This window comes from Synergistaceae bacterium DZ-S4, assembly GCA_025943965.1.
Classification (GTDB): domain Bacteria; phylum Synergistota; class Synergistia; order Synergistales; family Synergistaceae; genus Caenicola; species Caenicola nitritireducens.
The window spans coordinates 111712-132713 of record JAPCWD010000001.1 but is presented as its reverse complement, the minus strand read 5'-3'; the positions used below and the strand labels follow the sequence as shown (position 1 = coordinate 132713).

23 protein-coding genes are annotated in these 21002 nt (G+C 49.0%); 13 read left to right on the top strand and 10 right to left on the bottom strand.

All coding sequences use genetic code 11. From position 1 onward, the window contains the following. The first annotated feature begins 173 nt into the window (after nucleotides 1-173). The 6 genes from dnaN (at nucleotide 174) to OLM33_00640 (ending at nucleotide 6541) form a co-directional block, all read left to right on the top strand. A complete protein-coding gene (gene dnaN, locus OLM33_00665) occupies nucleotides 174-1340 on the top strand; it encodes a DNA polymerase III subunit beta (protein MCW1712185.1) in 1167 nt (388 codons plus the stop codon). Continuing rightward, the gene (recF, locus tag OLM33_00660; protein ID MCW1712184.1) at nucleotides 1330-2400 is read left to right on the top strand and encodes a DNA replication and repair protein RecF; all 1071 of its coding nucleotides are present in this window, start codon (nucleotides 1330-1332) and stop codon (nucleotides 2398-2400) included. The genes dnaN and recF overlap by 11 nt, the downstream gene beginning before the upstream one ends. Further along, a complete protein-coding gene (mnmG, locus tag OLM33_00655; GenBank protein MCW1712183.1) occupies nucleotides 2390-4276 on the top strand; it encodes a tRNA uridine-5-carboxymethylaminomethyl(34) synthesis enzyme MnmG in 1887 nt (628 codons plus the stop codon). The genes recF and mnmG overlap by 11 nt, the downstream gene beginning before the upstream one ends. Next, on the top strand, nucleotides 4269-4754 hold the full coding sequence (locus tag OLM33_00650) for a DUF721 domain-containing protein (protein MCW1712182.1): 486 nt from the start codon (nucleotides 4269-4271) through the stop codon (nucleotides 4752-4754). The genes mnmG and OLM33_00650 overlap by 8 nt, the downstream gene beginning before the upstream one ends. Nucleotides 4755-4904: 150 nt before the next feature. Next, entirely contained in the window at nucleotides 4905-5297 is a 393-nt protein-coding gene (locus tag OLM33_00645; protein ID MCW1712181.1) for a class II SORL domain-containing protein, read from the top strand. A 359-nt stretch (nucleotides 5298-5656) separates the two neighbouring features. After that, on the top strand, nucleotides 5657-6541 hold the full coding sequence (locus tag OLM33_00640) for an ABC transporter substrate-binding protein (GenBank protein ID MCW1712180.1): 885 nt from the start codon (nucleotides 5657-5659) through the stop codon (nucleotides 6539-6541). A 58-nt stretch (nucleotides 6542-6599) separates the two neighbouring features. Here the strand turns inward: OLM33_00640 and OLM33_00635 are convergent, their stop codons facing one another. Beyond that, nucleotides 6600-6950, bottom strand: a complete 351-nt coding sequence (locus OLM33_00635; GenBank protein MCW1712179.1) for a cupin domain-containing protein — start codon at nucleotides 6948-6950, stop codon at nucleotides 6600-6602. A 265-nt stretch (nucleotides 6951-7215) separates the two neighbouring features. Here OLM33_00635 and OLM33_00630 point away from each other — a divergent pair, with 265 nt between their 5' ends. Continuing rightward, complete coding sequence (locus OLM33_00630; GenBank protein ID MCW1712178.1) at nucleotides 7216-8457, top strand: DUF362 domain-containing protein; 1242 nt, start codon at nucleotides 7216-7218, stop codon at nucleotides 8455-8457. 14 nt (nucleotides 8458-8471) lie between these two features. Here OLM33_00630 and OLM33_00625 read toward each other — a convergent pair whose 3' ends face one another. After that, nucleotides 8472-9026, bottom strand: a complete 555-nt coding sequence (locus tag OLM33_00625; protein MCW1712177.1) for a manganese efflux pump MntP family protein — start codon at nucleotides 9024-9026, stop codon at nucleotides 8472-8474. Beyond that, nucleotides 9023-10150 carry an AI-2E family transporter gene (locus OLM33_00620; GenBank protein MCW1712176.1) on the bottom strand — a complete coding sequence of 376 codons (1128 nt, stop codon included), beginning with the start codon at nucleotides 10148-10150 and terminating at the stop codon, nucleotides 9023-9025. The genes OLM33_00625 and OLM33_00620 overlap by 4 nt, the downstream gene beginning before the upstream one ends. Before the next feature lie 80 nt (nucleotides 10151-10230). On the opposite strand from OLM33_00620, the gene ftsZ reads away from it, so the two are divergent. Both ftsZ and OLM33_00610 read left to right on the top strand, forming a co-directional pair. After that, nucleotides 10231-11553 carry a cell division protein FtsZ gene (ftsZ, locus tag OLM33_00615; GenBank protein MCW1712175.1) on the top strand — a complete coding sequence of 441 codons (1323 nt, stop codon included), beginning with the start codon at nucleotides 10231-10233 and terminating at the stop codon, nucleotides 11551-11553. A gap of 304 nt (nucleotides 11554-11857) precedes the next feature. Further along, entirely contained in the window at nucleotides 11858-12358 is a 501-nt protein-coding gene (locus OLM33_00610) for a putative metallopeptidase (protein MCW1712174.1), read from the top strand. Nucleotides 12359-12430: 72 nt separating this feature from the next. Here the strand turns inward: OLM33_00610 and OLM33_00605 are convergent, their stop codons facing one another. The 3 genes from OLM33_00605 to OLM33_00595 all read right to left on the bottom strand — a co-directional run bounded on the left by OLM33_00605 (nucleotide 12431) and on the right by OLM33_00595 (nucleotide 14227). Further along, nucleotides 12431-12838 carry a hypothetical protein gene (locus OLM33_00605; protein ID MCW1712173.1) on the bottom strand — a complete coding sequence of 136 codons (408 nt, stop codon included), beginning with the start codon at nucleotides 12836-12838 and terminating at the stop codon, nucleotides 12431-12433. Nucleotides 12839-13079: 241 nt separating this feature from the next. Next, complete coding sequence (locus OLM33_00600; protein ID MCW1712172.1) at nucleotides 13080-13760, bottom strand: IMPACT family protein; 681 nt, start codon at nucleotides 13758-13760, stop codon at nucleotides 13080-13082. Next, a complete protein-coding gene (locus OLM33_00595) occupies nucleotides 13727-14227 on the bottom strand; it encodes an HIT domain-containing protein (protein ID MCW1712171.1) in 501 nt (166 codons plus the stop codon). Before OLM33_00595 ends, OLM33_00600 begins: the two co-directional genes overlap by 34 nt. A 125-nt stretch (nucleotides 14228-14352) precedes the next feature. On the opposite strand from OLM33_00595, the gene OLM33_00590 reads away from it, so the two are divergent. The 3 genes from OLM33_00590 to OLM33_00580 all read left to right on the top strand — a co-directional run bounded on the left by OLM33_00590 (nucleotide 14353) and on the right by OLM33_00580 (nucleotide 17084). Next, nucleotides 14353-15060: a lipid-binding SYLF domain-containing protein gene (locus OLM33_00590; GenBank protein MCW1712170.1), complete on the top strand. Its 708-nt coding sequence runs from the start codon at nucleotides 14353-14355 to the stop codon at nucleotides 15058-15060. An 823-nt stretch (nucleotides 15061-15883) separates the two neighbouring features. Beyond that, nucleotides 15884-16237, top strand: coding sequence for a DUF134 domain-containing protein (locus tag OLM33_00585; GenBank protein ID MCW1712169.1), 354 nt, complete (start codon nucleotides 15884-15886; stop codon nucleotides 16235-16237). 13 nt (nucleotides 16238-16250) lie between these two features. Further along, nucleotides 16251-17084, top strand: coding sequence for an Mrp/NBP35 family ATP-binding protein (locus tag OLM33_00580; GenBank protein MCW1712168.1), 834 nt, complete (start codon nucleotides 16251-16253; stop codon nucleotides 17082-17084). 65 nt (nucleotides 17085-17149) lie between these two features. On the opposite strand, the gene OLM33_00575 is transcribed toward OLM33_00580, so the two are convergent. Together OLM33_00575 and OLM33_00570 are read right to left on the bottom strand one after the other, a co-directional pair. After that, entirely contained in the window at nucleotides 17150-17479 is a 330-nt protein-coding gene (locus OLM33_00575) for a hypothetical protein (GenBank protein ID MCW1712167.1), read from the bottom strand. Nucleotides 17480-17516: 37 nt separating this feature from the next. Continuing rightward, a complete protein-coding gene (locus OLM33_00570) occupies nucleotides 17517-18281 on the bottom strand; it encodes a GNAT family N-acetyltransferase (protein ID MCW1712166.1) in 765 nt (254 codons plus the stop codon). Nucleotides 18282-18365: 84 nt separating this feature from the next. Between OLM33_00570 and OLM33_00565 the strand changes: the two genes are divergently transcribed. Further along, complete coding sequence (locus OLM33_00565; protein ID MCW1712165.1) at nucleotides 18366-18809, top strand: translation initiation factor; 444 nt, start codon at nucleotides 18366-18368, stop codon at nucleotides 18807-18809. A 151-nt stretch (nucleotides 18810-18960) separates the two neighbouring features. On the opposite strand, the gene OLM33_00560 is transcribed toward OLM33_00565, so the two are convergent. Next, on the bottom strand, nucleotides 18961-19881 hold the full coding sequence (locus OLM33_00560; protein ID MCW1712164.1) for an EamA family transporter: 921 nt from the start codon (nucleotides 19879-19881) through the stop codon (nucleotides 18961-18963). A 39-nt stretch (nucleotides 19882-19920) separates the two neighbouring features. Then, nucleotides 19921-20838: a DMT family transporter gene (locus OLM33_00555; GenBank protein ID MCW1712163.1), complete on the bottom strand. Its 918-nt coding sequence runs from the start codon at nucleotides 20836-20838 to the stop codon at nucleotides 19921-19923. Nucleotides 20839-21002 lie beyond the last annotated feature (164 nt).

The window sequence follows — 21002 nt, the reverse complement described above, 5'->3', positions numbered from 1 at the left end:
GCTGTCGCTTTTTTGTGTATAGTGTGGATGGATCAAGTTTCTGCCTCAATTTTTGTCCACAGAATTAAATCAATGACTGCAAGCGTTTTACGGCATTTTCAACAAATCCACAGCCTCTACTACGCCTATTACTTTTTTTGATATTATATAGATAAGAGCAGGAGGTCATCCTAATGAAACTTTTGATAAACAAAAAATTATTCCTCCAGAGCTGGGTACTTGCTGAAAGAAGTACTTCTAGTTCCAGCTCAATGAGTATCCTTTCATCTGTTCTTGTAAAAGCGGATAGGGATAAGGTAACGCTTCAGGCAACAGATATAAGAACTTCTATAATTTGCTCTGCATCCGGTGTTAACGTCCTTGAACCGGGAGAAGCGGTATTTCCTGTAAAAATAGTCAGTGAGCTCTTTAAGAAATCGCCCGGAGAGGAATTTAACCTTACTGTATCCGACGGTAAGGTAATACTTAAGGCCGGCAGGAGCAAATATAACTTCAGCACATATCCGGTAAGGGAATTTCCTTCGTTGCCTACATCTGCAGGTGCGGAACTTTTTTGTAAGCTTTCTGTCGGAGAACTCGCGGAGGTAATTGAAGAGGGTACACTGGCAGCTTCGTCAGGAGAGGAATTTCCTCTTTATCTTTCTTCGGCTAATTTCCAGATATCCAGCGGACGTCTGAATATAGTTTCTACCGATACAAGGAGGCTTGCCCTCTCCGGTTCGGCTGTAAGCGAAAGTGTGGACTCCGACAGCGCCCTTCTGCCTATGAAGGGTATCAAGGAGATACAGAGGATCCTTGCTTCCCTGAACCCGGAGTATATGGTGGAGATACTTTATGATGACGCTCAGTTTTATTTCAGGGCTGACAATGTTGAATTTACAGTGAGAAGGGTCGAATCGCACTTCCCTGCTTACGAAAAGATCCTCCCCAAAAACCATCTGACGACTGCAGTCCTTGACAGGGGAGATCTAATCTCTGCACTGGAAAGGGTCGACGTGATAGTAAAAGATTACAACAGGATGGTCATTCTCGACATTGCGAGGGAAAATTCGTTCGTAATGCGCGGAAGGGCCCCAGACTTCGGAAATGCGAAAGAAGAGATATATGCGGATATTTCCGGAGAAAACCTCAAGATAGCCGTAAATTCTAAATTTTTCATGGAAGCGCTCAAAGTTCTCAGGGATCCCCAGGTAAGGCTATCCTTCAACGGCTCGTCCGGACATATGGTGGTCAAAAGGGCCGACAGTGAAAAGTTCATCTGTCTGATAGCACCCATCAACCTTACCGAAGATGAGTTGAACATGGGCGATACAGAGCCGGATTCCGGAGATGGGATATAGCCGGGTAAGGTTCAATAACTTCAGAAATATTGAACCCCGGGAGATTAAGTGGTCCCCGGGGTTGAATTTACTTACGGGTCCGAACGGCTCGGGCAAAACTAACATACTTGAGGGCATAAACATCGTTTCCGGGTGGGGCCCGCTCGAACGGGGCACAAGATCATCCTCTCTCCCGACATGGAACAGCGGCTCTTCGGAGGTACAGTTAACGGGTCAGCTTGACGATGAAAGCGGAGAGATAATAAAGGTCAAGATCTCATCAAGATATACGGTCAGGATCGACGAAAAGCCTGTCACGGCCACGGAACTCAGGTGGAAGATCCCTGTACTCTCCTTCCTGCCTAATGATATGTCGATAATAGAAGGGCCGGCTTCCTTCAGGAGAAGGTTGATGGATATGGTCCTTGCACTCATAGTCCCGGTTTATGCATCAAGGCTAAATGATTATAGGAGAGGGATCAGGCAGAAGACGGCGATCCTCAGGAACGGAGGGCGGACAGAACTTATAGACAGAGCGCTCCTTCCTCTCGCGTCATGGGTGTGGAAGATGCGGGAAGAGGCTCTCACAATGATCTCAGAGTCAATGAATGATATGTGCGGACTCCTGCCCTGTCCTACCGATATAAGCCTTTTGAGGGGGGGAGCGGGTACTTTGCCAGTTCCCGAAGAGGATTTCAGATCTTCTCTGAGACTAAACAAATCAAGGGAAGAGGCCATGAAAGTTCCTATGGTCGGACCTCACAGGGACGATATCTTGATAAGGGCCAACGGCGCGCCTGCTGCGCTTTCCTTGAGCAGAGGCTTCAGAAGGCGCACAGCGATAGCACTGATACTGGCAGCAGCCGAAGGGGTCAGGAGGAAGCTTGGCAAAAACCCGGTGCTCCTTCTTGACGAGATAACAGCGGAACTTGATTCAGACGGCAGGAACATCCTGTTTTGTGCTCTGACAGAGAAAAATACGCAGGTTTTTGCCTCCACTGCGGAGCCCTTTGCTGAAAGTTTTCCGGGCAGGATTTACGGTATAGACTCAGGGAGAGTTGAAACTATCAATGAAAATTGAAGATGTGTATGACGTAATAGTTGTCGGAGGAGGTCACGCAGGCTGCGAGGCAGCGCTTTCAGCCGCACGTATGGGATCCAGGGTGCTCATGCTTAACCTCTATCTGGACAACACAGCCATGATGCCGTGCAACCCTTCGATAGGCGGCCCCGCAAAAGGCCATCTGGTCAGAGAGATAGACGCGCTGGGCGGTGAGATGGCCAAAGCAGCCGACAGCTCCACTCACCATCTCAGATGGCTTAATACCTCCAAAGGACCGGCGGTAAGGACCTTAAGGGCACAATGTGACCCGGTAAAATATGGTAACCATTACAGGAAGGCTATTCTGACCTGCCCAAACCTTGAAGTCCATCAGGCAATGGCCACTGACCTTCTGGCCGAAAATGGAAAAATCACCGGTGTCAGGATAAGAACAGGGCAGACGTTTCTTTCAAAGACAGTCATTATAGCGACAGGAACATATCTTGCCGCCAGGATACATATAGGGCTCACCTCTTATAAATCGGGGCCCCTGGGTATGGTCTCTGCCTCCGGTCTCTCAAAGAGCATAAGAATGAACGGCCTGAAGACAGGCAGGCTCAGGACGGATACTACCCCGAGACTGCTTGCGGATTCCGTAGACTGGGATATGCTTGACCGACAGGAGAGCATTCGGGAGCCGGAATCATTTTCTCATTTCGGACCGAAAAGGATCTACCGGGGCATTATTTGCGCTCTTACGAGGACCAATGCGGATACGCATGAGGTAATGAGAAAGTACTTTGATCTCTCTCCCCTTGTACAAGGCACCCTAGACTCAGAAGGGCCGAGATATTGCCCTTCTATAGACGACAAGGTCATCAGGTTCCCGGAAAAGGATACTCATCCCGTTTTTCTTGAACCCATAAATCCTGAAGGCCGTGAGGTCTATATGCAGAATTTTTCTACATCGATGTGCCTTGAGGCCCAGTTTGAATCAGTCAGGACCCTGAGGGGGTGCGGATCTGCCCACATATTGAGGCCCGGATATGCCATAGAGTATGATTTCGTTGATCCCACCCAGCTCTATCCCTGGCTTGAAACCAAAAAGATCTCCGGCCTTTTCCTGGCGGGACAGATAAACGGCACTTCAGGATACGAAGAAGCCGGAGCCCAGGGGCTTATGGCCGGGATCAACGCGGCACTGAAGGTAAAAGGCCTTGGGCCCCTGGTGCTGAGGAGAGATCAGGCCTACATTGGGGTCCTCATTGATGACCTTGTGACCAAGGGAACTAAGGAGCCTTACAGGATGCTGACAAGCAGGTGCGAGTACAGGCTCCTGCTTCGTCACGACAACGCCGACGCCAGGCTCTCTCAGACAGGCAGGGAAATAGGCCTTCTGAAAGATGAAGAGTGGAACATACTTCAGGACAGATGGAAACGTATTGAAGAAGAGACTGAAAGGATACTGAAGACCAGGATCCATGCAACGGAAGAGGTCAACCGGATCCTGCGGGGTGCAGGGTCTTCGCCAATTGACGAAACCATGCCCGCAATAGAACTTCTCAGGAGGCCTGAAATAGGTTGGGAAGTTTTTTCGAATATTGCCTCATCATCGTTTGAAAAGGAACTGGGAGAGAGGATATCCGTCTCCGTCAAGTATGAGGGTTATATCGACAGGCAGATGCGCCAGGTGGAAAAATTCCGACGGATGGAAATTCTCAAATTTCCTGAGAATTTTGATTTTGCACAGGTACACGGCCTCTCTGCCGAAGGGAGGCAGAAGCTGATAAAGTTCATGCCCGGCACCCTGGGACAGGCATCCAGAATATCAGGTATCCCTCCGACGGACATACAGCTTTTGTGGGTAGCTGTCGAGAGCAGGAGAAGGTCCGGGGAGAGTATTTCGAATGGCTGATATAAAAAATACCGAAGAGGCCCTCAAAAACAACGTCCCTTACAGCCTGAAGCTCTGTATGAAACTAGCTGAGCTTGAAAGCCACTGGCATGAAGTCGTTGGGGCGGCTGCTGCGGAAAGAAGCGCTCCGGTATCCTGCGAGTTCTCTGATGAGGGTCCAGTCATCTCTGTACACGTGGATTCCCCCGGCGTCCTGCCGGCCCTGATGTCCAGGAAACCCATTATTTCAAGGTCTGTCAGCAGATATTTGGAGGTAAAGGAGGTCAGGCTGGAGATAAAGGTTGGAAAGGTGAAAAGACTGTCTTCCGCCAAAGACCCACTACCCGACCACCTCAGGCGCCCGCCTGTTCTGATCTCAGAAGCCAGCCTCCAAAAAAACATTCAGGAGATAAGCCCTGAAGTCAAAGACGAAGAACTTGCAGAAAGCCTGGCGAAATTAAAAACGGTGATTGAAAGACGGAATTTGAGGAAGAAATGACCACATCTGTTTTTTGTTGTTTCGGCAGCGATTTGAACAGTCATGCAGAATGCAGTAAAAATGCGGATTGTAGCTGACAATCAACTAAGATATAAAAATATGAAAATATCATCAAAGTAAGTAAAAAAAAGAGAAATGGGGGCGTTTTTAATGAAACTCGGTGATTTGATCCAGAGCGGAGACTTCAAAGGAGAAAAACATGTACCGGTAATAGAGGCTCCGGCAAAAGTTAAAGCGGGCGAGCCATTCAAAGTTTGCGTTTCAGTCGGAAAAGAGATTCCTCATCCGAATAAGCCAGAGCACTTCATAAGCTGGATACAGCTCTTTTACAAACCGGCTGACGGTAAATTTGTGATCGAGCTTGCAAAGTTTGACTATACGGCACACGCAGCAGCAATGGATCCGGCAGCGCCCGGTCCTGCAATGACGGAACCAAGCAGCTGTGCGGTGATCAAGCTTGCGAAGTCGGGGACGCTGATCGTCCAGAGCTACTGCAACATACACGGGCTTTGGGAATCTTCGGCGGATATAGAGGTAGGATAAAAACATTCCCGGCCTGAAGGATAACAGTTACAAAATAGGGAGGGCACACGCCTTCCCTATTTTTATATATTTGGAATAAAATATGTCCGGGAATTGTTCCTGATCCCATAAATACTTACATTTAATGATAATTTACATAAATGTAGATAAATTTTCTTGGGTTGTCCACGTTTTCTATCAAACAAAAAATGAAAATAGGGGCATTATAGGCTGAGAAAACAGAGTTGGTCACAAAAATATCCACAAAAAGTGGATAACATTGTTGTTAAGGAGGTGAAAATGTGGTTCAAAGTCAAATTTCACAGACCACCAAGAACAAATCAGGTATATTTTTCTTTGCTTTGACCTTTATCTTTATTTTGATCAGCTGTGAAATATCCTGGGCCTCAAAACCGCTTGCAGTCATAGATGATCTTCAGAGGAATGTTGAGCTTCCCCGTCCTGCGGTCAGGATAGTGTCATTAAGCGATGCTCATACAGAAAACCTTGTCGCGATCAGGGCGGTTCGCCAGCTTGTCGGAGTTAATTTTTCAGCTGACAGCAGATGGGTCCTCAAAAACATACCAAGACTCTCAAGGATCCCCTCAGCAGAGCAGATCGCGGGTCTGAAACCCGATATAGTGATAGCAGATGCGGATTGGGCAAGGAAAAACATGGACCTTATGAAAGACCTGGATAAGGCCGGAATTAAGTATGCTGCGCTGAACAGGCCCAAATGGGCCGTACTGGCGCAGTACCTTGAAAAGATCGGCGCTCTTTCCGGAAGATCAAAAGAGGCAGCACAGACACTTTTACTGTCGGAAAAGTCCCTGTATAAAAGTGAGATAAGATCCGCTAAGACTAAAAGCATGAAGGTCTTTGTCGTTGCCGGCGCCGACTTTTCAACATGCGCAGCCGATTCATGGGGAGCCAGGCTTATCGGTTCGACCGGAGCCAGGGTCATGACTGACGCAGGAGGAACCAAAATCAAGGATTTTCCGTGGTATATATTTTACGGCCCGCAAAAACTTGCTTCAGAGGGAAAGGACGCAGAAGTCATAATAACCCTCAGGAATATAAGGAGGGGCGTGGTCTCCGTCTCTAAGGAGGAGATCATAAAAGACTTAAGGTTCAAAGATATCCCGGCAGTGAAAAACGGCATGGTATGGGAGATGGACGAATTCGACCTGATGCTGCCTTCAATTGTCAGACTCGATTCCTCTCTCCTGAAATGCTGGCAGCTTATTGGCAATAAAGCCAAATAAAAACGGCCGGGACCAGAGCTTTATTTCGCCCGACAAAGATCCCGGCAGTTCCTTTATTTTATTTGCCGCATTTTGCTATTGCGGCACACAGGACAAGCTTTTCACTGCCCGTGTTCAGTATCCCGTGAGATAGCCCCTCTCTGCATAGAAAGACATCCCCCGGAAAGGCCTGACACGCTTTTCCCTCTTCAGTGTAAAGTCCCTTCCCGGACATGATGAAATATACTTCCTCAGTCCCTTCGTGCCTGTGATAGCCTACAGAAGCTCCGGGGTCGAGCTCCAGTCTCGTTGACATAATAAAAGCACCTTCCTGGTCCGGGATCGCAACGGGGAAAGTATCGGCGGCTCCTGCGCCGCATCCGCCGAGTCTCTCGCGTCTCAGAGGTTCTGCAGTGTTTTTCAAGACCATGGATCTCTGCCTCCTTTATTATCTCTTTGATCTATTCTATATCAATTTTCTCCCTTTTTCTCTGTTAAGATGTCAGAATGGGGGTTTTTAAAATCGGTCGGCTCGTGTTTCCATCATAATGTTGTTAAGGAAGAATTGATGAAAAAAGGACCAGGGGGCTTAAAAATGAGTATATAAGAATAGACTAATTTTGACCAAATAATTCCAATATCTGTCTGATCCATGATCGGGAGCACGGTCGGGTAATCGCGCAAAAAAAGGACCTATGTCTATATATAAATTGGTATACTATGCAATGTCAGACAGACATATGGTATATCCGTCTCTGTCTTCAGCGAGCCGGCAAAATGAAAGACAGAAAGAATCAGAATGGAAAGGAACACTGATAAACATGGAAAGATCGAGGGTCTATTTTACAAATCTCAGAACTACACCAGACAGGAATATCCTTCAAAAACTGGACAAACTTGTCAGATGTGCGGGAATCGGGGATATCGACTTCATAAAGCAGTACGCCGCGATCAAGCTCCACCTTGGTGAACCCGGAAACCTGGCTTATCTGAGGCCCAATTTTTCGAAAGTAGTGGCAGATATGATCAAAGAGTTTGGGGGAAAGCCCTTTCTTACGGACTGCAATACACTATATGCAGGGCGGAGGAAGGATGCTCTTGAACACCTCGATTCTGCTTATGAGAATGGCTACAATCCTTTCTGCACAGGGTGTCAGGTGATAATAGCCGACGGGCTTAAGGGGTCTGACGAATCTATTGTGCCTGTACCGGGCGGGGAATTCGTAAAAGAGGCCAGGATCGGCAGAGCCGTCATGGATGCTGATATCATCATATCAATGACGCACTTCAAGGGACATGAACAGAGCGGCTTCGGAGGGTCTATCAAAAATATCGGCATGGGTTCGGGCTCAAGAGCCGGGAAGATGGAGATGCACAGTACAGGCAAATTGAAAGTCAAGCCATCCAGATGCAGATCATGCAGGAAGTGTATAAGCGGTTGCGCCCACGATGCTATAACCTTTGACGGCAACGGTAAGGCCGTGATAGAAAAGCTGAAATGTGTAGGGTGTGGACGCTGCCTGTCACTTTGCCCTTTTGATGCCATAAGTCCGACAGATTATGAATCAAACGAGACCATGTGCAGAAAGATGGCTGAATATGCAAAGGCCGTGCTTAACGGCAGACCGCAGTTCCATATAAGCTTTGTCATAGATGTCTCTCCTTTCTGCGACTGCCATGTTGAAAACGATCTTCCAGTGGTCTCCGATGTCGGGATATTCGCTTCGAAGGACCCTGTAGCTCTGGACCAGGCCTGTGCTGAAGCTGTTATGAAAGCGCCTGTTGTTTCGGGGAGTATTTTGGAAGAAAAGATCAAAGGGTGCAAAAAAGAGGATCATTTCCATACTATCCATCCCGACACCCACTGGCAGACTACGCTTGAGCACTGTGAGAAGCTTGGGATAGGCACAAGGATCTACGAGCTTATAGAAGTATAAGCCGTTCTCCGTTCTTAGCCTTTGAAAAGGATGTTTATGGCTACGAGGATAAGCACGGCACCGCCGGAATATTCGGCGTAGGAGCCGATTTTTTCACCGAGTTTTTTCCCTCCGAGCGCTCCGTAGAAGGAGAGCAGGAAAGTTATGGCTCCGGCAGCGACGGCAAGAAGCAGCGCCGACCCGCCGGAGCTTTTTATCGAGAATCCAACTATCAGTGCATCGATGGAGGTGGCGAACGCCAGGATAAGGACGTTGGCCGGTGTTATGTTCATGCAGGATTTTGTCCTGTCCTTACCGAGGTATGCCTCCCTTATCATGTTCAATGCGACCCATACTATAAGTGCCGCTCCTATCCACGGTGCCCAGCTGTTGAGAAGTCCCGTAATGTTGGCTGCGATCAGGGCGCCAAGCAGCGGCATCCCAAACTGCGAGATCCCGAAAGCTCCCCCGAGGGTAAGTGCGTCACGCCTGTCCAGTTTTCCGTGGCATATGCCCATGCATACTGAGACGGAGAAGGCATCCATGGCAATGGAAGCGGCGGTTGCCAAAGTGCTGATATCTGTGGTCATGACAGGGTATCCTCACTTTTTTTCAGGCAGCAGCGAGATCGGTATAGATCAAAGATCAGGATAAAGAGCACTAATATAAGCGGTCCGAGAAAGATCCCCAGAAACCCCCACTTGATGACTCCTCCGAAGAGCCCAAGTATGACCAGCAGTGTCGGGATCTCCTCGCCTTTCCCCTTGCCTCCGCTTATCAGGAAAGGACGGAGCAGGTTGTCCACCGTTCCGACCACTGCGGCTCCCCATGCCAGAAGGGCGATGCCTCCCTTAACGTCGCCTGAAAGGATCAGGTATATCCCTCCGGGTATCCAGACCACTGAGGTCCCGGCAGGAAACATACCGAAAAAAAACATCAGCATGCCGAAGAAGGCCGGGCTGCCCAGCCCTACGAACCACCATCCGATGCCCCCAAGCACCGCCTGGATGGCTACTGTCAGCAATATGCCGAAGATGACCGAATTGAGAAGCTTTTTCGTCCGGGAGAAGAACATGGTCCTCTCATCTTCAGAAAGGGGCGTTACACTTTTTATGTATTCAACGATGCCGGCCCCGTCCCTGATGAAGAAGAAGGAGACCATCATGACCAGCAGCATTTCTATAAGGATCGAAGAGGCACCGTGGATCAGCTTTTTTGAAATGTTGGTAAGATATCCGCCCACCCACTGTGCCGTTTTCTGAACAAAATCCCTTACAGAGCCTGAATCAAGAAGAAAATCTTTGAGGTAGTCCTTTAACCAGTCGGGGAACCACTCCGGGATAAGTTCAACAAGATCCCTTGTCTGGCTGATCTCGTTTCTGGACATGAAGTCCGTCATTGTCCCTATGATTTTTGAGATCTCGGCTCCAAGGGAGGCAATTATATATATCAGCGGTATTATGAAGAGGACTGCTATCAGGCAGAGTGCCGCAGCGGCAGAAATGTTCCTGAATTGCCCGTCTGAAAGGTCTGTTAAATAGCGGTAGACCGGTTGAACGATGAAGGAGAGCATTCCCGCCCATATAAGTGTCATCATCATCGGATGGGTGACCTGCCATGCAAGGAAAGCAAAAACCGCCATGAAAAAAATAAAAGCTGCACGGTCGCCCTGAATGATATCCTTTCTTTTAGATTTTCCTTCGTTTAATTCCAACCGTCCCTCCCTCCTCTGTTGTATAATGGTGTTGGAAATGTTCTGATTATACATCAACAATAAACGGGAGTGGTGGACAATTGAGTATACCTGCAAAAGAGCTTTGCTATCCGTATCCCGATGAATCCGAAGGGACATCGAAGACTAATGCTCCTTCTGCACAAAATAGATCTGAACCTGCCCGCAGAGAATCCATAAAGGTCATAGCTGTAGGAGGAGGGGGAGGAAACGCCCTCAACCACATTATAAGCAAGGGAATAGAAGGTGTGGATATCCTTGCTGTCAACACGGACATCAGAAGTCTTGACATGTCCCTCAGCCAAAACAAGATAGTTCTCGGCGAGAGGGTCACAAAGGGACTGGGAGCGGGCGCCCTGCCCCAAATAGGCGAACAGGCGGCAAAGGAGTCACTCGCTGAGATCAGGGAGTATCTCAGAGGCTCTGACATGGTATACCTGACTGCCGGCATGGGAGGAGGCACTGGTACAGGAGCCATTCCGATAATTGCCCAGACAGCGAAGGAAATGGGCATTCTTACCGTAGCAGTGGTCACCAAGCCCTTTATGTTTGAGGGAGCCAGGAGGATGCGATACGCAGAAGAGGGTATAGCCAAACTCCGCAAGTGTGTCGACGCACTCATAGTAGTGCCCAACGACAGGCTTCTCCAGATCTGCCGTAAAGAGACTCCGCTGAGCGAATCCTTCTCCATGGTAGACGAAGTTCTGAGACAGGCGGTGCAGGGTGTCACAGACCTTGTTACAAGGCCAGGGATGGTCAATGTGGATTTTGCAGACCTAAAGGCCGTAATGAAGCACGCCGGCATAGCCGTTATGGGTGTGGGGTGTGCGAAGGGCGAAAACAGGATCGAAAACGCCCTCAGGGAAGCCCTGGAGAGCCCGTTGATGGAATGCTCGATGCATGGAGCCAAGGGGGTACTTATGAACATCACATGCGGCGAGGATCTTGGGATATTCGAAATCCAGCAGGCTGCCGCATATATCGAAGAGATCATCTCCGAAGATGCTACCTTTGTCTGGGGATGCGCTGAGGACAGCGACATGGAGGGCAGCGTGGAGATAGTCATCGTTGCAACAGGCTTTGAAGAAGACCACTTTGAAAACAGCAGCTCCCGCGGCGGATCACACTCAACATCCCAGAGACCCATCTTCAAAAATGAACAGCAAAGGCCTGTCCGGCAAGGATCCGTTACAAATGCTGCAGAAGAAAAAAAAGAAACTGAAACAGCTCCAGCGGCTGAGATAAGAAGAGGCCCCTCATGGCTGGAACAGAAGGAAGATGTGGTGCAGGAAACAGAAGCTTTTTCCAGGGCAGCCGCGGATGAGCTCGACGAACCTACCTTCCTGAGGAAGGGTAAGGCTCAAAGCAGGCCTGACACAGACTGAACCTTATTGTCTGCTGCATAAGGAAAGATGCGCGGGACGCTTACCCCTTACGGAGGTAAGCGTCCCGTTCTTTTTGCGGGCTGATTTTTCAGAAGTTATAAATGGGAGACGACAGGATCCTTAAGCCTTGCAAAAGATCCCGAAAATATTATAGGTCAAATTTAGTCAATTACTTAAAACACATTTTTAATACAAATCAATTCCCAAATCGGCTTTTTTAGGATGATCTTAAATTATCAGGTGATATAATTTGACGGGTTTTATTTTTTCAGCCGGACTATGGTCCGATACAGGAGGAGTTTAAATGACGGAAAAAGCCGGTCCAGAGTTTGATTACGAAATATGCAACAACAGGATCAGACCTATAGCAGAAGCTCTCATAGCAAAATATGAGGAATTGCGCCATATAGATCCGGATAAGATACTTTTCTTAGTGAACCACAAAAGCTCGGGGAGCAAAAAGCAAATGGTCCTTGCCAGGACCGGCAGGATATCGCCAAAGTGGACGGAGATACTTTACCAGCTTGGAGCATGCTCGTACTTCTATACGATCGAGTTCTACGCCAAGACGACTGCCGCGATGGATGAAAGCCAAATAGTGGCGCTTGTCTACCGTGAACTGAGAAGGATAGGGCCTGAAGGAGAGATCCTGATACCCGATGTGCACGACTGGTGGCAGATCCTTATGGGACTGGGCAGGAAATGGTTTTACCCGGACAGCACATGTCCGAACCTGCTCGACGAAGACGTTGACTGGAAAAAGCTGATGGGGCAGTACTATGAAAAAGCCGGATCCGCAGAGTAAGGACCCGGTATGTGTCTTTCTGATCTGCAAATGAAGAAAGATGAAGCCCCGCGCCGCGGGGCTTTTTTGCTATCAGGCACCGAGTTTTATTCGCTCGTAAGCCGGTTCTCCATTATTCTTGTGAGTTATCTCAAATATCTCAAGTATCGGGAGTTTTTTCCATATCCTCTCTTTGCCCGAGGAGTATATTATCTTAATGTCCGTTAGTCCGAGGATATTCTCTCTTCTGATGTAAAGGCTCGTATCTTCTCCGTTTTTGAGAGGAGTATCCTTCAGGAGATTTTGGGACCAGGCATTTCTTGCGGTTTCAGATATGAAGATCTCTTTTATCTCAGCCCCTGAGTTGTTTCTGAATTCAAGGGGAATGCCATTTTCCTCCTTCTGCTCTTCTGCCGGAGGTGTGGCGGCGCAGACCTCCGCAAAAGCCGGCAGGGCAAGAAAAAGCGATATGATCACCGCAATGGCCGGTATCTTTTTCATGTGATCACTCCTTTCATCATTATCAGTTATTCTGTTATCCGGAACGCTCGGTTTCAATGGTAAAATTGCCTGTTTAAGTAGAAAGTTTTTTGATCCAGACTATTTTGGATTTGTTTAATAAATATACGGCAGAGGCTTAAAATGCTGCGAGGTAGAGGTCGGAAAGGACATATTCTTCTTTTTGGGATCGCACTGCTTCAATTGTTCAGTTTCTGATCTTATCAGCAGGTTAGATATCTCGTCATACTCTGGGCCGTGGAAAGGGCGCTTTTCCCCACTCAAGCTTCTGAAGCAGGCCCCTTGAAAGCATCTCTTCAAGAGAGGGTGCGATATCTGCTTTCGATGAGCATGGAACATAGAGGCTCATTTCAACATTTTCCCCGTACAGGGCAGAGACCCGGTCTTCCCCAAAACCCCATTTCTTCAGTGATGAGATGAGAGTTTTTGAGTGTTCATAGGTGCAGGAAAGGTCAAGCGAAAGACTGAATTCCATCTCAACGGTTCCGGCCTCTTTTATCGCAAGTTCGGCAGTCTCTCCGTAAGCGTCGATCAGTCCCCTCACCCCGAGTTTGACCCCCCCGAAGTATCGGGTCACAACAAGCAAGGTATTCCGGAGAGAATGTCTCTTTAACATGCCTAAAATCGGGCGCCCCGCAGTGCCGGCAGGTTCTCCTGCATCCGAGCAGTGTTCCAGGATGTTTTCTGTCCCGATCCTGTAAGCCCAGCAATGGTGGTTTGCCCTGGGAAATATTTCCGGAAATCTCTTTATCATTTCTGAAGCCCCGTCCGGGTCTAAAGCGATACGCACAGATCCGATAAAACGGGATCTTTTGACCGTCATCTCAACGTCGACCTCCTTTGCGGGAGCTACGAAGATGAGGTTCTGATCTACTTCGGCCACTTTTCCTTCAGCCTTTTCCATGTTGAGTTGAGAGCCTCGGATACGACCCTGACTTCTCCAAGTACGGGCATGAAGTTGGTGTCGCCGTTCCAGCGGGGCACGACATGCATGTGAAGGTGCTGATCTATCCCGGCACCAGCAACTTTTCCGAGGTTCATACCAAGGTTGAACCCATGAGGATTCATCACCTCTGTCAGTACTCTGTGCGATGTCTGGCAAAGCGACATCATCTCTGCCAGTTCGATTGCTGTCAGGCCCGGCATGTCTGCGGTGTGGCGGTAGGGTACGACCATCAAGTGTCCCGGGTTGTAGGGGAAGGCATTCAATATGACAAAACATTCTTTTCCACGGTGGATGATAAGGTTCTTTTCGTCGTCGTTCATTCTTGGAAATTCACAGAAGATGCATCCGGGTTCCTTTTGTTCGTTGTCGTCCGAGTTTGAGAGGATATATGCCATCCTCCAGGGAGCGAATATCTTGTTCTCCATAATTGAGCCACCGCCTTGTCTCCGCTGATCTTCTCATATTATAGTGCTTTTTACATAGCAAATGCCATTACTTGTGGTATAAAAGTAAGTGTCTCTATGGAAAACTATGAACAGGGGGAATATATATGGTGAAAATTCCAAGATCTCAAATGGTTATACTTATCCTGGCAGCAGCAGTCATCTTTTCTTCAGGCATATCCGCCTTTGCGGAAGAGAAAGCCCATGAGAGAAGGATCAGGCTCTCTGCCGAACTTGTGCGGGAGATGACGGCGCAGGATGACTCATCCAGCATGGCAGATGTGATCAAATCAGGAAAGGGTGTCGCCATTTTCCCTGCCGTCACAAAGGCTGGCCTCATGATAGGCGGTCAGGTGGGGGAGGGCCTGGTCCTTCTCAGGAACCCAAACGGCACCTGGAACGGACCCTCCTTCATGAGTCTGTCGGGCGCATCGATAGGTATACAGATCGGTGCACAGTCTGTAGGCCTTGTTCTTGTCATAACCAATGAGGATGGCCTCAGGGCTTTCACAGGGGGAAACAGCTTCAAACTTGGAGCTGACGTTGCGATAGCCGCAGGCCCTGTCGGGAGGGATGCATCCGCTGCTACAGACACGCGTGCCAAAGCCTCGATCTACAGCTACTCGATGTCCAAGGGGCTCTTTGCCGGAATGTCGTTTGAGGGATCCGTTCTCAACCAGAACAGGGATGCCAACAGGGCATACTGGGGCAGGGATATGTCTGCGGCATCGGCACTTAAGAAACCGGCTAATGATAAGAGGATAAAAAACCTTATTGACAGCCTTAATGCTTTGGTCAAGAAGGCTCCCAAGTAGCGGCAATTGGGATTTATAGCAGCGCTAACTTAGCAACATGCGATGATCCTTCACCTCAACGTATCAATATACGCCTCGGTTCGGAACATCACATGTTGCGTCGTTATCACTCGCTCTAAATCGCAATTGCTATATTGCCGTTGGCTATCGCTAAAAACTAAAAGCACGGCGCTAACTTAGCAAGGCTTGCGGGCACTCGCTTCGACGTATTGGAATACGCCTTCACGAGTGCCCGCTTCGCATTGCGTCATCATCATCCGTTCTCTGCCCCAATTGCGGCAATTGGGGCATATCGGAGCGCTAGCTTAGCAACATTTGCGGTCCTGCGCGTCAACGTATTAAAGAACGATGTCGCAGCTTCACCATAGTTGTGCTAAGCCAGCGCTCCTAGATGCTCCAATTTCATGCAAATAATGAGTGGGACTCTCTTACGAGAACCCCACTCTTCCTATCTTATAACGCCCCGCTCCGGTCCCTGCAGATGATCCGGACTTACGCCGCCTTGTAACTGAAACTGCGATACGGGAATCTGGAACTTGTTGCCTTGTACCTTGATTTCTGTAGATCGTATAATCAATTGCTATAGCGGACGGGGCGTTTTCTGATTATCAGAATACACAGAAAATTAAAATCTGTCATCAGTAACGAGACCCGGGCTACTGAATGCAATGCTGTCCGGGTGTAATATTTATGTTTACATCATCATATTACCTAGATATCGAGATAAATTGGAAAACCGCAAATTTTAAATTGATCCTTGACGTATCCCAAATAGAAGAATATATTTTCCAAGTGTGCATATGCACACAAAGGGAGGATCAAATTGCCCAGAGAGACAAAAAGCAGGAGAGTGTGCTCGATACCCGAAAACCTGCGCTTCATCCCCGAAGGCAGCGCAGAGGATGTGATCGTCCTGACGGTCGAGGAAGTGGAATCATTGCGTCTCTGTGACCTGGAGTCTATGGAACAGGACATGGCGGCGGAGCTGATGAACATATCAAGGGGAACGTTCCAGAGGATACTCTACTCTGCACACAAAAAGGCAGCGGAAGCTCTCTGCCTGGGCAGGGAGATCCATATAGACGGGGGACATTTCGAATTGTCTGAGGCGCGCTGCAAGGGTAAAAAGGGATGCAGCCGCTGCCGCTTCAGGCATGGAGAGACCGATCCGAAATAAGGAGATGCAGAATATGACCGGATATGAGAATTGCACGCATGAATGCGGAAGCTGTGGAGAAGACTGTGCGTCAAGGACAGAGTCGATGGACTTCAGGGCTAAACCCAACCCTCTCAGCAGTGTTGACAAAGTTATCGGGATCGTGAGCGGGAAGGGAGGGGTCGGCAAGTCTCTTGTAACTTCCCTTCTGGCAGTGCAGATGCAAAAGATGGGCCGTCAGTCTGCCATACTTGATGCTGACATAACGGGTCCTTCAATACCGAAGATGTTCGGACTCTCCTCAATGGCTAAGGCCAACGAATCAGGGATCCTCCCGGTTACTACAAAGACCGGCATAGACATAATGTCGATAAACCTTCTGGTCGAGGACAAGACTACGCCGGTCATATGGAGAGGACCGGCGGTCGCTGAAGTGGTAAAGCAGTTCTGGAGCGATGTTATCTGGACGGGAGTCGATTATATGTTCGTCGACATGCCTCCCGGAACCGGGGACGTACCCCTGACGGTATTCCAGTCCCTTCCGGTGGACGGCATAATAATCGTCTCCTCACCGCAGGAACTCGTCTCGATGATAGTTGAGAAGGCTGTACGCATGGCAGAGCAGATGAATGTACCGATTCTTGGCATAGTTGAGAACATGAGCTCGGTGATATGTCCTGACTGCGGAAAAGAGATAAAGATCTTCGGAAACAGCTGTGTAAAAGAGACCGCAGAGAGGCACGGCATAGACTTCCTGGCAAGCATACCCATTGATCCTGTGATAGCTTCCCTTTGTGATGCGGGAGAGATAGAGAACGAAAGATCGGGATGGCTTAAAGAGGCCGCCGAAAAAATAGAGAAGCTTTAAACCGGATGGGGCCGCTTAAGGGCAGCCCCATCATCTTTATCTTAAGGTTAAGGCGGATTATCGGCTTACTCGCAGAGTTTGCAGCTGCCGCAGCTGCCGGAAGACTTGCTGCCGCAGTCTGAGCCATGGTCGTGAGAGTGCCCCTCCTTCATGAGCTCAAATATCGGCGCATAAATGGAGAGAAGGACCTCTGCATTTTCAGAGCATCCCCTGCCTGAAGGATTTTTTGCGGAGCAGGAATCATCCCGGCAGAGATGGACAGCCTTCCTGAGTGCATCGAGGTCCTTTGCGCCGTCTATGATCGCGTTAAGCACCATATTTTTTGTTACGCCTGTCTCCGCGCAGACGGTATATCCGGCAGGAGCGTCCCTCCAAAATTTTTCGAGCTTATCCATCATTTATCCCCTTTCAATTTTCAGTCTCATTAATGGATCAGAATTCGTCTGAAGCTGAAAAGACCGGTACCTCCAGCAGCTTCCTGAAACCATATCTTTTATACATTTTGGCTCCCATTTCAGTCGCAAGAAGGACCATCTCCTCAGAATAACGTGAAGCGTACTCTCTCAATGAACCCATAAACCTTGCCGCCAGGCCCTGTCTCCTTGCCTTGGGCCTTGTGGCAAAATAGTAAAGGCCGCAGCTCTTTTCCGTCGAATGGAGCAGGGCGGAGCAAAGCGGAATGCCCTCCTTTTCAAGGACGAAGAGGCTGTTGTCGGGACAGCGAAGCAAATATTGCGAAAATTCCACATAGGCCCGTGGCACCGGAAGCTCTCCTTCGAATCCCGTCCATGCCGCTTCAGCCCACTTTTCCGCCTCATTGTTGACGTAAATTTTCTTTACCAGGGGATCCCCGTCCATTTTTGCTGGAAGATTTCCGATCGACATCGCAAGATATGTCGCCCTATGAAAGATCCTTCTTCTTTCCAGTTCCAATGCCAGCTTCCCTTGGAGTTTCGGCAGCTGCAGCGCGATGAAGGGCAAGTTTCTCTCTTCATAGAAATCCAGTACCCCGCATAGTTCTTCAGCAGAAGAGGAAGGATCGAAGAGGGCGTAATTCTCACCTGCGAAGGGCAGTCCCGTTGAAAAAACACCGGCACCTGAACGCAGCTCAAGCGCACCTCCCCCGGGATTTCTCCCGAGCATCCTCAGTGCCGAATTAAAATTATCCAAAAAAACCGCGGTCTCCGACTTTGACATTCAGCGGACCTCCAAAGTATATAATCATAACAGGTGAAGCAGGATATCTTTTCCTATTTTAAGCCAAAAAAGAAGGAGCAGAAAATGTCGTCAGGAAAAAAGAATAAAAAACTTAACTCCGGAGAAGGCTTTACCCTTGGCGGCGACGAAAGCCTGAGCCTCTCGCTGGGATCCATACTCGGAAAAGAAGGAGCCGAGCGGAAAGAACATATACCCCAACCTGAAGAAGAAAAATGCCCTCAGCAAAAAATTTTGGTCAAAAACAACGGAGAGAGCGGTATTTCAGGCCTTTCAAGGGTCTCGCTCCAAAGGCAGACTGCAGGCAGGAAGGGAAAGACCGTCACTGCTGTGATCATACCAGGAAAATCCACAGTCGACAGGGAAAAACTTGCCAAAGAGATGAGAAAAGGGCTGGGCTGCGGGTCTTTTGTGGAAGAGGGCAATGTGATCCTTCAGGGAGATATATGCGACAGGGCAGCCGAATGGCTTCTAAAAAATGGTGTGAAAGATGTAGTGTCCGGCAACTGAGAGTCAGAGGCCCGTCTGCTCTTATCAGCGGGCGGGTGATATTATAATGTGGGCGCTATGGAACAGTCGGAAAGAGATAGAAAACGATGACTTTAGCTGACCTTGAGATGAAATGACTGTGGGCTTATCATTAATACCTGAAAAGGATCAGTTATTTTCTGTTAACGAGCCAGACTCCGCTGAGTATCATTGCCCCTCCTGCAAAAAGCCATGGAGTGAACCTTTCCCCGACAAGAAAATATGCTATAACGACTCCTGCCATCGGCTGAAGGAACTGGAACACGGCTACCTTGGCCACTGTAAATATCGCGAGGGCCCTGAACCAGAAGATGTATGCAAGAGCGGAGGAAAATGCCCCCAGAAAGATCAGTGCGCCCCAGGTACCGGATGTGAAAGAGGGGATCACCGAAAAATCGCTCCCTATGATGTATGTGAAGGGGATCGCTGACAGAAGGGCGAAGAGCATCTCCCAGAATATGACAAATGCCGGAGGGAGATCTTTTTTGAGGATTCGCCTCGAGAGAACGAGGAAGATTGCCCAGTTGAGAACTGACAGAAGCATTATCACATCGCCTAGGCTTCCGAAACTGCCGGAATTCGACGTGACGACCGTACCGCGTCCTATGACCAGACCCACACCGACCGCTGCAAGTATCATCCCGCATACCCCCTTTGAGGATATCCTCTCTTTCAGGAATACCCTGCCAAGTATGGCAACAAGTGCGGGCGTCGCTATCATCATCCAGTTCGCATTCGCCGCCCCCGCCGTTTTCATTGCATAGCTCTGGATGGTCTGATGGAAGAATATTCCCTGGAACCCCATCAGGAATAGTGCTGGGGCCTCTCCTTTTGTGGGGAGCCTCAGAGACCCCTCCATGAGAGAGCCTGCAAGGAGCACCGGCATGCCGATAAGGAGCCTGAGGCACATTATGACCAGGGGTTCGGCCTGTGCAAGGGCGTATTTTGTCGAGGCGAAGCTGCCGCCCCATATCGTAACTGTCGCAAGTATCATTGCGTAATGGTAAAATGATGCTTCTTTCGTCTGTATATCTTCCATTACTGTATCAGGCATTGCTACGGTTTGCTCCTCCTGTTGTTGCCGGTCGTCCTGTCATTTTCTGTTAACCAGGTATACGCCGTACATTATCGTTATCCCTCCGGCGAAAAGCCATAGAGTGAACCGTTCTCCGAGCAGAAGAAATGCGATCATCGCCCCGGCGAACGGCTGCAGGAACTGGAAAGCCACGATCCTTGAAACAGGCAGAACGGAGAGGCCGTGGAACCAGCAGAAGTAAGCAGCCGCCGAAGCGCCTGCTCCCAGGAAAGCTACAGCAGTCCAGGTCCTGTGGGTGAATGACCAGATCACGGAAATATCGCATCCGAGAAGAGGCAGCGCTAAGGTCGCATAAATGAAGGAGAAAAACATCTCCCAGAAGAGGACGAAGCTGTAGTGAAGGTCCTCCCTCAGTACTTTCCTTGAAAATACAAGAAATATGGACCAGTTTAGAGAAGAAAACAGGATCAACAGGTCACCGACGGTGCCGAAAGATCCCGATCCCTTTGGCCCCGAAGCCGTTCCAAGGCGTAAAACTACCATTACCCCTATCGCTGAGATGACCAGACCTGCAAAACCCATGAGAGATATCTTTTCCTTCAGGAACAGCCATCCCAAAAGGGCCACAAAAGCGGGAGAACAAATTATTATCCAGTTCGCGGTCGATGCACTTGCTGTCTTCATAGCGAAGTTTTGCAGGCCGAGGACCAGGAAGATGCCCTGGAAGCTCATTATCAGGAGCGGCAGGAGCTCCTGCCGTGAAGGGAGACGGAACGTATTCTGTATATACGAACCCGCGAAGAGGAAGGGGATAGAAATGCCAAGCCTCATCCAAAGCACGATCAATGGATGGGCCTGTTCCACAGCTACCTTCATTCCCGCGAAACTTGCGCTCCATATCGTAATTGCGGCGAGGATAACGATGTAATCCCGGGGCCTCGCTGTATTGACGGGGAGTTCGCTCTTTTCGGGCATCAGAATATCTCTTCTTTCTCCAGATCCTTGTTTGGGACGGACGGATCGTTGACAGATAAGTTTGAAACAAGAAGTAGTATAGTCTAAAACATAGACCATGTGTGGGGAAATTTACAGCTCAGGTGTAGTAAAATGTAAGCGGCAGTATTTATCCGTACAAAGAT